General features: G+C 33.2%; 10 protein-coding genes. All 10 read left to right on the top strand.

Annotated features, from left to right (window positions below; all coding sequences use genetic code 11):
* The first annotated feature begins 78 nt into the window (after positions 1–78).
* The 10 genes from tsf (at position 79) to nusA (ending at position 13,881) form a co-directional block, all read left to right on the top strand.
* Positions 79–957: a translation elongation factor Ts gene (gene tsf / locus DYE57_RS07490; protein WP_115313487.1), complete on the top strand. Its 879-nt coding sequence runs from the start codon at positions 79–81 to the stop codon at positions 955–957.
* Between the two features lie 141 nt (positions 958–1,098).
* A complete protein-coding gene (gene pyrH, locus DYE57_RS07485) occupies positions 1,099–1,821 on the top strand; it encodes a UMP kinase (protein WP_115313486.1) in 723 nt (240 codons plus the stop codon).
* Between the two features lie 16 nt (positions 1,822–1,837).
* Positions 1,838–2,392, top strand: a complete 555-nt coding sequence (gene frr, locus DYE57_RS07480; protein ID WP_115313485.1) for a ribosome recycling factor — start codon at positions 1,838–1,840, stop codon at positions 2,390–2,392.
* 228 nt (positions 2,393–2,620) lie between these two features.
* Complete coding sequence (locus tag DYE57_RS07475) at positions 2,621–3,391, top strand: isoprenyl transferase (RefSeq protein WP_115313484.1); 771 nt, start codon at positions 2,621–2,623, stop codon at positions 3,389–3,391.
* A 3-nt stretch (positions 3,392–3,394) separates the two neighbouring features.
* Positions 3,395–4,177, top strand: coding sequence for a phosphatidate cytidylyltransferase (locus DYE57_RS07470; protein WP_115313483.1), 783 nt, complete (start codon positions 3,395–3,397; stop codon positions 4,175–4,177).
* A gap of 236 nt (positions 4,178–4,413) precedes the next feature.
* Positions 4,414–5,700: an RIP metalloprotease RseP gene (rseP, locus tag DYE57_RS07465; protein ID WP_115313482.1), complete on the top strand. Its 1,287-nt coding sequence runs from the start codon at positions 4,414–4,416 to the stop codon at positions 5,698–5,700.
* An 18-nt stretch (positions 5,701–5,718) separates the two neighbouring features.
* The gene (locus tag DYE57_RS07460; RefSeq protein ID WP_115313481.1) at positions 5,719–7,422 is read left to right on the top strand and encodes a proline--tRNA ligase; all 1,704 of its coding nucleotides are present in this window, start codon (positions 5,719–5,721) and stop codon (positions 7,420–7,422) included.
* A gap of 257 nt (positions 7,423–7,679) precedes the next feature.
* Positions 7,680–11,990 (top strand): PolC-type DNA polymerase III, encoded by a 4,311-nt coding sequence (locus tag DYE57_RS07455; protein ID WP_115314131.1) that lies wholly within the window; start codon positions 7,680–7,682, stop codon positions 11,988–11,990.
* Positions 11,991–12,169: 179 nt separating this feature from the next.
* Positions 12,170–12,637, top strand: coding sequence for a ribosome maturation factor RimP (gene rimP / locus DYE57_RS07450; RefSeq protein ID WP_115313480.1), 468 nt, complete (start codon positions 12,170–12,172; stop codon positions 12,635–12,637).
* A 20-nt stretch (positions 12,638–12,657) separates the two neighbouring features.
* Positions 12,658–13,881 (top strand): transcription termination factor NusA, encoded by a 1,224-nt coding sequence (gene nusA / locus DYE57_RS07445; RefSeq protein WP_115313479.1) that lies wholly within the window; start codon positions 12,658–12,660, stop codon positions 13,879–13,881.
* The last annotated feature ends 14 nt before the right edge of the window (positions 13,882–13,895 follow it).

Genomic DNA, 13,895 nt, shown 5'->3' with positions numbered 1-13,895 from the left:
GTATTGGAAATATAACCTAAATTAATGCTAAAATTTGGGTATATCTATAAATACAATTATATATTGGAGGAATAATGAATGGCAATTTCAGCAAAACTTGTTAAAGAATTACGTGAAAAAACTGGCGCAGGAATGATGGATTGTAAAAAAGCGCTAACTGAAACAGATGGTGACATCGATAAAGCAATCGATTATTTACGTGAAAAAGGTATTGCTAAAGCTGCTAAAAAAGCTGATCGTATCGCAGCTGAAGGCCTTGTACACGTAGAAGTCAAAGGAAATGAAGTAGCTATCGTTGAAATCAACTCAGAAACTGACTTTGTAGCTCGTAACGAAGGTTTCCAAGAATTAGTTAAAGAAATTGCTAACCAAATTCTTGATAGCAAAGCTGAAACTGTTGACGCTTTAATGGAATCTAAATTAGCTAGTGGTCAAACAGTTGACGAAAGAATGAAAGAAGCTATTTCAACAATTGGTGAAAAGTTAAGTATTCGTCGTTTTGTAATCAGAACTAAAACTGATAACGACGCATTCGGTGCTTACTTACACATGGGTGGACGTATCGGTGTGTTAACTGTAGTTGAAGGTACAACTGATGAAGAAGCAGCAAAAGATGTCGCAATGCATATTGCTGCTATTAATCCAAAATATGTTTCTTCTGAACAAGTAAGTGAAGAAGAAATCAGTCATGAAAGAGAAGTACTAAAACAACAAGCATTAAATGAAGGTAAATCAGAAAAAATCGTTGAAAAAATGGTTGAAGGTCGTTTACGTAAATATTTACAAGAAATTTGTGCTGTAGATCAAAACTTCGTTAAAAATCCAGATGAAACAGTTGAAGCATTCTTAAAATCTAAAGGTGGTCAACTTACTGACTTTGTTCGCTATGAAGTAGGCGAAGGTATGGAAAAACGCGAAGAAAATTTCGCTGAAGAAGTTAAAGGACAAATGAAATAATTGTCATAAAGGTTAACAAGGAAGAAGACGCCTAATACGTTTCTTTTTTATTAGCCTATCATTTCATAGCTACAGAAAGGAGGCACTTGTGTCTTCTTTACTTATATATTTACATATTTTTACTATAGAGAGGATAAGAAAATGGCTCAAACTTCTAAATATAAACGTGTAATCTTGAAATTGAGTGGTGAAGCACTAGCAGGTGATAAAGGGTTTGGAATTAATCCAATTATCATTAAAAGTGTAGCGAAACAAGTTGCTGAAGTTGCTAAAATGGACTGTGAAATTGCAGTTATTGTAGGTGGCGGAAATATTTGGAGAGGCAAAACAGGTAGCGATTTAGGAATGGACCGTGGTACTGCGGATTATATGGGTATGTTAGCTACGGTAATGAATGCATTAGCTCTACAAGATAGCTTAGAACAGTTAGACTGTGACACACGTGTATTAACTTCAATTGAAATGAAACAAGTTGCTGAACCATATATTCGTCGTCGTGCCATTAGACATCTTGAGAAAAAGAGAGTTGTTATTTTTGCAGCTGGAATTGGTAATCCTTACTTCTCAACTGATACAACAGCAGCTTTACGCGCAGCTGAAGTAGAAGCAGATGTAATTTTAATGGGTAAAAATAATGTAGATGGTGTTTATTCAGCAGATCCTAAAGTGGATGACAAAGCAATTAAATATGACCATTTAACTCATATTCAAATGTTACAAGAAGGTTTACAAGTAATGGATTCTACTGCGTCTTCATTCTGTATGGATAATAATATTCCGTTAAATGTGTTCTCTATAATGGAAGAAGGAAATATCAAACGTGCTGTCATGGGTGAAAAAATCGGTACGTTAATCACAAAATAATCTAGAGGTGTAAAAAATGAGTGATATAATCAAAGATACTAAGGCTAGAATGCAAAAATCAATCGACAACTTATCACGTGAATTAGCAAATATTAGTGCTGGTAGAGCCAACTCTAATTTATTAAATGGTGTAACAGTAGATTACTATGGTGCTCCAACCCCAGTTCAACAGTTGGCAAGCATTAATGTTCCTGAAGCACGTCTTCTTGTTATTTCACCATATGATAAAACGTCAGTAGACAATATTGAAAAAGCGATTATCGCTGCTAATTTAGGTGTCAATCCTTCAAGCGATGGTGAGGTCATTCGTATTTCTATCCCTGCTTTAACTGAAGAAAGACGTAAAGAACTAGTCAAAGAAGTTAAAAAAATTGGTGAAGATGCTAAAGTTTCAATTAGAAACATTCGTCGTGATATTAATGATCATCTTAAAAAAGAAGAGAAAAATGGTGACATTACAGAAGATGATTTAAGAAATCAAACGGATGATGTACAAAAAGCCACTGACAATTCAATTAAAGATATTGATCAATTAGTTGATGAAAAAGAAAAAGATATTATGTCTGTTTAACAATGCAAAAATATATTACCGAAGAAACATGTGAAGCTATATTTGATTAGTATTTAAAAATCAATATAGACAATAGTTGTTTTTATAGTCTAAACTGTACCAAGTAAGACTTTGGTACAGTTTTTTTATTTGCTTATTCAATGCGATAAAGAGTATGATAAAATGATAGATGATTGTTTAATTAACTAATATAATAAAACAGAGACGATCAGGCTCGGAGGAAAGACCATGTTTAAAAAGCTGAAAAATAAAAACAAGAGTGAGACAAATCAAAATAATGACCTAGACATACATAATATACCTGAACACGTAGCCATTATTATGGATGGGAATGGGCGTTGGGCTAAAAAACGTAGAATGCCACGGATTAAAGGACACTACGAAGGCATGCAAACAATCAAAAAGATTACTCGAGAAGCAAGTAATATTGGTATTAAATATTTAACTCTATATGCTTTCTCTACAGAGAATTGGTCTAGACCTGAAAGTGAAGTTAATTACATAATGAATTTACCCGTTAATTTCATTAAAACATTTTTACCAGAATTAATTGAGAAAAATGTCAAAGTAGAAACGATTGGTTTTTATGAAGGGTTACCTCAATCAACTATCGAGGCTATTGATCATGCCAAAGCTAAGACTCAACACAATACAGGTTTAACACTTGTTTTTGCAATTAATTACGGAGGTCGCGCCGAAATTTTACAAGGTGTAAAAGCAATTTGTAAGGAATTACAATCAAATAATCAAAGCTCTGATATCATTGATGAAGAATTATTCAATCGATATTTAATGACTCATAAATATCCAGATCCAGAATTATTAATTCGAACTTCAGGGGAACAAAGAATTAGTAACTTCTTAATATGGCAGGCTTCATATAGTGAATTTATATTTAATGAGAAGTTATGGCCAGATTTTGATGAAAATGAGCTTAAAGAATGTTTAAAAATTTATCAATCACGCCAAAGACGCTTTGGGGGATTAAGTGAGGAGTAACAAATGAAAGTTAGAACTTTAACTGCAATCATTGCTTTATTAATATTCTTGCCTATCTTACTTCAAGGTGGCATGATATTAATGCTTTTCGCTTACTTGTTAGCTTTGATTGCATTAAAAGAATTGTTAAATATGAATATGATTAAATTTTTATCTATACCGGGACTTATTAGTGCTTTAGCATTAGTTATAATCATGCTCCCTCAAGATGCGGGAGATTGGGTTCAAGTCATACAACTTAAAGGTTTAATTGCGATGAGTTTTATTGTATTGAGTTATACTGTTTTATCTAAGAATAGATTTAGTTTCATGGACGCAGCTTTTTGTTTGATGACTGTTGCATATATAGGTATAGGGTTTATGTATTTTTATGAAACACGTTCAGAAGGTTTGCATTACATATTATATGCATTTTTAATTGTGTGGTTAACTGATACAGGTGCTTATATTTTGGGGAAATTAATGGGAAAACACAAGTTATGGCCAGTTATAAGTCCTAATAAAACTATTGAGGGTTTTATCGGCGGTATTATTTGTAGTATATTGGTACCATTAATCATGCAGTTTTTTGTTGATTTCCATATGAATATTTGGACTTTATTACTTGTAACAATTATTTTAAGTATGTTTGGTCAACTAGGTGACTTAGTAGAGTCTGGATTTAAACGTCATTTTGGCGTTAAAGATTCGGGACGTATTTTGCCTGGTCATGGTGGGATATTAGATAGATTTGATAGTTTTATGTTTGTTTTACCATTATTAAATATTCTATTAATTCAAATTTAATGTTATAAATTGTAGAATAAGATAGATGTTATAATTAAGGAGTTAGTGAAATTTTGAACGAGGATCAATATTTCTTAACTCCTTTTCATCAATGACTTTACCCGCTTTGTATTAAAGCTATATATTAATTTGCTATTATTATTAAGCATTTTATAATGACATATATTATCCATTAACATTTACGTACAAATTCTTATCTTTAAAATTCAAACACAATATTAATAGAGGTGTAGAGCATGAGCATTTTAGTTACGGTAGTTTCATTTATCATCGTATTTGGTGTACTCGTCACGGTTCACGAATATGGTCACATGTTTTTCGCTAAAAGAGCTGGAATTATGTGTCCAGAATTTGCAATAGGTATGGGACCAAAGATTTTTAACTTTAGAAAAGATGAAACTTTATATACAATACGTTTATTACCTGTAGGTGGTTACGTTAGGATGGCAGGAGATGGCCTAGAAGAGCCTCCAGTTCAGCCAGGAATGAACGTCAAAATTAAATTAAATGATAATGATGAAATTTCTCATATTATTTTAGATGATCAACACAAATTCCAACAAATTGAAGCTATAGAAGTTAAAAAGTGTGATTTCAAAGATGAGCTTTTTATTGAAGGAATCACTGCTTTTGATGAGGAAAGACATCATTATTCAATTGCTAAAACAGCATATTTTGTTGAAAGTGGTAGTCTTATTCAAATCGCTCCTAGAGATAGACAATTTGCTCATAAAAAGCCATTATCAAAGTTTTTAACTTTAATCGCAGGGCCATTATTTAACTTTATATTAGCATTAGCGTTATTTATTGGTTTAGCTTATTATCAAGGGACACCAACGAGTACGATAGATTATGTTGTGAAAAAATCACCAGCAGATGAAGCAGGTTTGCTTAAAGATGATAAAATAGTACAAGTTGGTAATCATAAAATTAAAAGTTTCGATGATATCAAAAGTGTTCTTGATCAAAATAAAACTGCTAAAACGTCAATAAAAGTTGAAAGAGATGGTAAAACTAAAACCATGCAACTTGAACCTAAAAAGGTCGAGAGAAAGATTACTAAAACAAAGACTCAAACGAGTTATGAAATAGGTTTTGCACCCAAATTGGAACATGATGTTATCAAACCAATTGAATATGGGGTCTATAATTTCTTTGATAAAGGGAAACTTATATTTACTGCTGTTGTTGCTATGCTAGGTAGCATATTTACAGGTGAGTTCTCATTCGATATGTTAAATGGACCAGTTGGTATTTATCATAGTGTTGACTCTGTAGTTAAATCAGGAATTATTAACTTAGTAGCTTATACAGCTTTATTAAGTGTTAACTTAGGTATTATGAATTTATTACCAATTCCTGCGTTAGATGGAGGACGTATTTTATTTGTTCTTTATGAGGCTATTTTTAGAAAACCGATTAATAAAAAAGCTGAAACAGCTATTATTGCTCTAGGTGCTTTATTTGTAGTGATTACTATGATAATAGTGACGTGGAATGACATACAACGGTATTTCTTATAATAGGGAGGAAAAAAGAGAATGAAACAATCTAAAGTATTTATACCAACGATGAGAGAAGTTCCTGCCGAAGCAGAAGCATTGAGTCATCGCTTATTATTAAAAGCAGGTTTAATTAAACAAAGTACAAGTGGTATTTATAGTTATTTACCTCTTGCCACACGAGTACTGAATAATATTTCTAAAATCGTACGAGAAGAAATGGAAAGTATAGATGCTGTAGAAATTCTGATGCCAGCTTTACAACAAGCAGAACTGTGGGAAGAATCTGGACGATGGGGAGCTTATGGTCCAGAATTAATGCGATTAAAAGATCGCAATGGTAGAGAATTTGCACTTGGACCAACTCATGAAGAAGTGGTTACATCTCTTGTAAGAGATGAATTAAAATCATATAAACAATTACCACTTACTTTATTCCAAATTCAATCAAAATATCGTGATGAGAAGCGTCCACGTTTTGGTTTATTACGAGGAAGAGAATTTATCATGAAAGATGCATATTCTTTCCATGCTGACGAAGAATCTTTAGATGCGACCTACCAAGACATGTATCAAGCTTATAGTAGAATTTTTAAACGTGTGGGTATCAACGCACGCCCTGTAGTTGCAGATTCAGGAGCTATAGGCGGTAATCACACTCATGAATTTATGGCGTTGAGTGACATTGGTGAAGATACTATTGTTTATAGTAATAAAAGTGACTATGCTGCAAATATCGAAAAAGCTGAAGTGATTTATCACCCTTCTGTGAAACCAATAGAACAATTGGAACTTTATAAAATTGAAACACCGAATGTTAAAACTGCTCAAGAATTAGCAGACTTTTTAAATAAACCACTTGACGAAATTGTGAAAACAATGATTTTTAAAGTAGATGGTGAATTTATCATGGTCCTAGTCAGAGGACATCATGAATTAAATGAAATTAAATTAAAATCTTATTTTGGCACTGATAATTTAGAAATGGCTTCACAAGATGAAATGATTAATTTAGTAGGTGCAGAGCCAGGTTCTCTTGGACCAATTCACGATAAAGAGATTAAAATCTATGCAGATAACTTTGTTCAAGATTTAAATAATCTAGTTGTAGGCGCAAATGAAGATGGTTACCATTATATGAATGCTAATATAGGAAGAGATTTTGATGTGCAAAAATTTGGTGATTTTAGATTTATTCTAGAGGGCGAAATGTTAAGTGATGGTTCTGGTGAGGCACAATTTGCTGAAGGTATTGAAGTTGGACAAGTATTTAAATTGGGAACTAAATACTCTAAAGTTATGAATGCTACATTTTTAGATAATCAAGGGAAAGCACAACCATTAATTATGGGTTGTTATGGAATTGGTGTATCAAGAACGTTAAGTGCGATTGTTGAACAAAATAATGACGACAATGGTATTATTTGGCCTTTATCAGTCACACCGTTTGATTTACATCTTATTACTATTAATCCTAAAAAAGATGAACAACGTGAATTAAGTGAACAACTTTATAAACGGTTAAATGATGTATATAATGTTCTTTATGACGATCGTAAAGAGCGTGCAGGCGTTAAGTTTAATGATGCAGATTTAATTGGTTTACCTATTCGTGTTGTAGTAGGTAAAAGAGCTGAAGAAGGCGTTGTTGAAGTGAAACAACGTCACAATGGAGAGAGTGAAGACGTTCACATTAATGATTTAGAGCAATATTTAACAAATTTGTATACAAATCTTAAGTAATTATTTAAAATATATTTGCAATTAAGTGAAAATGCACTAAAAATTGAGCAGGAACTTAGATTCAGGATAGTTTGAATTCTAACCTGCTCTTCTTTATTGCCAAATTTATAATTTTTTCTCATGAAAATAAAACGAATCAGTAGTATAATATGAGTCAAATTTGTTTTGTAAATTTCAGAGGAATTTATTAATGGTGTACGTACAAATTATAAGTAAAAATAAAGTATTTATTATTTAAGGTGGTTATTATTTTGGCAATGACAAGTCAAGAAAAGTTTAAAGTGCTTGCCGATCAGATTAAGATATCAAATCAGTTACAACAAGATATTATTGAACAAGGTGAATTAACTCGTATTGATGTATCAAATAAAAATAGAACATGGGAATTCCATATTTCATTACCACATTTCTTATCTCAAGAAGATTACCTTCTATTTATCCATGCCATTAAAGAAGAGTTCAAAGAAATAGCCACAGTTTCTATTCATTTTTCTATTAAAGATACAAATCAACAAGATGAATATGCTTTAAAGTATTTTGCGCATTGCATTGATCAAACATGCTTGTCACCCAAAGTAAAAGGTCAATTAAAACAAAAGAAACTCATTATGTCAGGCAACATTATTAAAGTGTTAGTGTCTAATGATATTGAAAGAAATCATTTTGATAAAGCGTGTAACGGAAGTTTAGTTAAAGCTTTTAAACAATGTGGGTTTGACATAGATAAAGTGATATTTGAAACTGATATTTCACACCATGATGATGACTTAGCATCACTCGAAGCTCATATTCAACAAGAAGATGAACAAAGTGCTAGAGAAGCGACTGAAAAATTAGAAAAGATGAAGGCTGAAAAAGCTAAACAACAAGACAACAATGATAGTACTGTAGAGAAATGTCAAATAGGTAAACCGATACAAGTGGATCACTTACGTTCTATTGAATCTATTGTGGAAGAGGAATTTAAAGTAGCGATTGAGGGCGTTATTTTTGATATAAATCTTAAAGAACTTAAAAGTGGTCGACATATCGTAGAATTAAAAGTAACAGATTATACAGATTCTCTAGTGTTAAAAATGTTTACACGTAAAAATAAAGACGATTTAAATCATTTTAAAGCTTTGAGTGTAGGTAAATGGGTGAGAGCTCAAGGACGTATTGAAGAAGATACATTTGTTCGAGATTTAGTTATAATGATGTCTGATATAGAAGAAATTAAAAAAACACCAAAGCAAGATAAAGCTGAGAACAAACGTGTAGAGTTTCATCTTCATACAGCAATGAGTCAAATGGATGGTATTCCTAATATCAGTTCTTATGTAGAGCAGGCAGCTAAATGGGGGCATCAAGCTATAGCTGTTACAGACCATAATGTAGTGCAAGCATTTCCAGATGCGCATAATGCTGCTGAAAAACATGGCATCAAAATGATATATGGTATGGAGGGCATGCTTGTAGATGATGGTGTACCTATTGCCTATAAACCGATAAATCGGGATTTGAAAGAAGCTACATACGTTGTTTTTGACGTAGAGACTACAGGTCTGTCTAACCAATACGATAAGATTATAGAGTTGGCTGCAGTCAAAGTACATAATGGTGAAATTATTGATAAATTTGAACGATTTAGTAACCCACATGAACGTTTATCTGAAACGATTATTAATTTAACACATATCACAGATGATATGTTAACTGGTGCGCCAGAAATTGAAGAAGTATTAAAGGAATTCAAAGAATGGGTAGGTGATGCTATATATGTAGCACACAATGCATCATTCGACATGGGCTTTATCGATACGGGCTATGAACGATTAGGCTTTGGTCCTTCGACAAACGGAGTCATAGATACTCTTGAACTTTCACGAACAATCAATACAGAATACGGAAAGCATGGTTTAAATTTCCTTGCTAAAAAATATGGTGTCGAACTTACGCAACATCATAGGGCGATTTATGATACTGAAGCCACTGCTTATATTTTCATAAAAATGGTTCAACAAATGAAAGAGTTAGGAGTAACTAATCATCTAGATATTAATAAGAAGTTAACGAATGTGGATGCATTTAAAAGAGCACGTCCAACACACGTTACTCTCATTGTTCAGAACCAAGAAGGTCTTAAAAACTTATTTAAAATTGTAAGTGCTTCATTAGTTAAATATTACTATCGCACACCGAGAATTCCACGATCACTTTTAAATGAATACAGAGAGGGCATTTTAGTAGGGACTGCGTGTGATGAAGGTGAATTATTTACAGCTGTGATGCAAAAAGATCAAGCTGAAGTAGAAAAAATTGCGAAGTTTTATGATTTTATAGAGGTTCAGCCACCTGCATTATATCAAGATTTAATGGATAGAGAATTAATTCGTGATAATGAAACACTCACCCGAATCTATCAACGTCTGATTGAAGCAGGTGATAGTGCCAATATACCTGTCATAGCAACCGGTAATGCGCACTATTTGTTTGAACATGATGCGATAGCTAGAAAAATTTTAATTGCATCACAACCGGGCAACCCATTAAATCGTTCAACGTTGCCTGAAGCACATTTTCGAACTACTAATGAGATGTTAGATGAATTTCACTTTTTAGGTGAAGACAAAGCGTATGAAATAGTTATTAAAAATACAAACGACCTAGCTGATCGTATTGAAAAAGTTATACCTATTAAAGATAAATTGTTTACACCACGAATGGATGGAGCAAACGAAGAAATTCGAGAACTAAGTTATTCTAATGCTAAGAAGCTATACGGTGATGATTTACCACAAATTGTTATCGACCGTTTAGAAAAGGAACTAGATAGTATTATCGGGAATGGATTTGCGGTTATCTATCTAATATCACAAAGGCTTGTTAAAAAGTCATTGGATGATGGTTACTTAGTAGGCTCAAGGGGGTCTGTAGGGTCAAGCTTTGTAGCTACAATGACTGAGATTACAGAGGTAAATCCACTTCCCCCTCATTATATATGCGCACATTGTAAAACGAGTGAATTCTTTGACGATGGGTCTGTAGGATCTGGGTTTGATTTACCTGATAAAAAATGCCCTACATGTGGAAATGATTTGATTAAAGAAGGGCAAGATATTCCTTTCGAAACATTCTTAGGCTTCAAAGGAGATAAAGTACCAGATATTGACTTAAATTTTAGTGGTGAATATCAACCTAATGCACATAATTACACTAAAGTCCTGTTTGGTGAAGATAAAGTATTCCGAGCTGGGACCATTGGCACGGTTGCTGAAAAAACAGCTTTTGGATTTGTAAAAGGTTATCTCAATGATCAAGGTATTCATAAACGTGGGGCAGAAATTGATCGCTTAGTTAAAGGATGCACAGGTGTTAAACGTACAACTGGTCAACATCCAGGTGGTATAATTGTAGTTCCGGATTATATGGATATTTATGATTTTACACCGATTCAATTCCCAGCAGACGACCAAAGTGCAGCGTGGATGACAACCCATTTCGACTTCCATTCAATCCACGATAACGTCTTAAAATTAGATATATTAGGACATGATGATCCAACGATGATTCGGATGTTACAAGACTTATCAGGTATTGACCCGAAAACTATACCAGTAGATGATAAAGAAACAATGCAAATTTTTAGTGGTCCTGAGAGTTTAGGTGTTACAGAAGATGAAATATTATGTAAGACGGGTACATTTGGTGTGCCAGAATTTGGAACAGGATTTGTACGTCAAATGTTAGAAGATACTGAACCGACTACTTTCTCAGAATTAGTACAAATATCAGGGTTATCACATGGTACTGATGTATGGCTAGGTAATGCTCAAGAATTGATTCGACAAGGGATTTGTGATTTATCTGGTGTTATCGGTTGTCGTGATGATATCATGGTATATCTTATGTATGCTGGACTTGAACCTTCTATGGCATTTAAAACAATGGAGTTTGTGCGTAAAGGGCGTGGCCTAACTGATGAGATGGTAGAAGCAATGAAAGCAAATGATGTACCAGATTGGTATTTAGATTCATGTCGTAAGATTAAATATATGTTCCCTAAAGCCCATGCAGCTGCTTATGTATTAATGGCTGTAAGAATCGCTTATTTTAAAGTACATCATCCCTTATATTATTATGCAGCATATTTTACAATTAGAGCATCTGATTTTGATTTAATTACAATGATTAAAGATAAAACAAGCATTCGTAATACTGTTAAAGATATGTATTCAAGATACATGGATTTAGGTAAAAAAGAAAAAGATGTATTAACGGTCTTAGAAATTATGAATGAAATGGCACATCGAGGTTATCGCATGCAACCTATTAGTTTAGAAAAAAGTCAAGCATTTGACTTTATTATCGAGAGAGATTCATTAATTCCTCCATTTGTCGCTGTACCTGGGTTAGGTGAAAATGTTGCTCAAAGAATCGTAGAGGCACGTGAAGAGGGGCCATTTTTATCTAAAGAAGACTTAAATAAAAAAGCAGGTTTGTCACAAAAAGTGATTGAATACTTAGATGAATTGGGATCACTTCCTGATTTACCAGATAAAGCACAACTTTCTATTTTTGATATGTAGAATTGAATATAAATTAGAAGTTAGATTAACATTGAGTAATAAAAAACTAAGTTGTACTTTATAAGTTTGTTTACTCATAAGACTTATGATATACTATAACTGTGTAAAAAATGATTAAACTCAGGCAGAAGAGTGGGCGTAAACCCGCTCTTTTCTATTTGCCAAAAAAGGAGGCCTGTATGAGTAAAATTACAGATCAAATCGAAACGATGATACAACCTGTTTTAGACGACTTAAAATTCGAACTTGTTGATATTGAATATGTAAAAGAAGGAAAAGATCGATTCTTAAGAATTTCCATTGATAAAGAAGGTGGCGTTGATCTTAACGATTGTACCTTAGCTTCTGAGAAAATTAGTGAAGTGGTGGATGACAATGATCCCATTACTGAAATGTATTATCTTGATGTAGCATCTCCAGGAGCAGAGAGACCTTTAAAAAAAGAGAAAGATTTCTATAATGCTGTGGATCAACATATCTTTGTTTCTCTGTATGCACCTATTGAAGGAGACAAAGAATGGTTAGGCATTTTGCAATCATTTAGTGATGATTTACTAGTTATGGAAGTTAAAGACAAGTCAAAAGTGAAACAAATTGAAATACCAAGAAATAAAATAGCAAAAGCACGTCATGCCGTTATGATTTAACATGATGAGGAGGAAAAATTGTGTCAAATAATGAATTATTATTAGCTACTGAATATTTAGAAAAGGAAAAGAAAATTCCTAGAGAAGTTCTCATTGATGCCATTAAAGCAGCATTGATTACTGCATATAAGAAAAATTATGAAAGTGCAAGAAACGTTAGAGTAGAGTTGAATATGGATGAGGGTTCATTTAGAGTAATTGCTCGTAAAGAAGTGGTAGAGGAAGTATTTGATGATAGAGATGAAGTAGACTTAAGTACAGCATTAGTTAAAAATCCTGCTTATGAGGTAGGAGATATTTATGAAGAAGATGTTACGCCAAAAGATTTTGGTCGTGTGGGTGCTCAAGCAGCTAAGCAAGCTGTGATGCAACGTTTGAGAGATGCTGAACGAGAAATTTTATATGATGAGTTTATTGATAAAGAAGAAGATATTTTAACTGGTGTCATTGATCGTGTTGATCATCGCTACGTGTATGTTAATTTAGGACGAATAGAAGCAGTTTTATCTGAAGCTGAGAGAAGTCCAAATGAAAGTTATGTTCCTAATGAACGTATCAAAGTATATGTAAATAAAGTTGAACAAACAACAAAAGGACCACAAATTTATGTTTCTAGAAGTCATTCAGGTTTATTAAAGCGTTTATTTGAACAAGAAGTCCCTGAAATTTATGACGGTACTGTTATAGTGAAATCAGTGGTTCGTGAAGCAGGAGATCGTTCTAAAATCAGTGTTTATTCTGACAATCCTGACATCGATGCAGTTGGAGCATGTGTAGGTTCAAAAGGTGCTCGTGTTGAAGCGGTCGTAGAAGAATTAGGTGGAGAAAAAATTGATATCGTACAATGGGACGAAGATCCTAAAGTATTTGTAAGAAATGCTTTAAGTCCATCACAAGTACTTGAAGTTATAGTTGATGAGAATAATCAATCAACAGTTGTCGTAGTTCCCGACTATCAATTATCATTAGCGATAGGTAAACGTGGTCAAAATGCGCGTTTAGCTGCTAAATTAACAGGTTGGAAAATTGATATTAAATCTGAATCTGATGCTCGTGAAGTAGGTATTTATCCTGTCATTGAAACAGAAGAAGATGTCGACGAAATCGATAATACTGGTCATGAAGATGTTAAAATTGATGAGGTGACTCTTCAGGAGTCTGATATACTTTCTAGTGAATTGAGTGCCGAAACAGAAGTAGAAAAAGAATCTGAAACAAAAGAAGATAACAATACAGAAGAATAGGTTGGAGTGATAAG

The sequence above is a fragment of the Staphylococcus saccharolyticus genome (assembly GCF_900458815.1).
Classification (GTDB): domain Bacteria; phylum Bacillota; class Bacilli; order Staphylococcales; family Staphylococcaceae; genus Staphylococcus; species Staphylococcus saccharolyticus.
The sequence above is the reverse complement of the archived record's forward strand: the minus strand, read 5'-3'. Positions and strand labels throughout refer to the sequence as shown.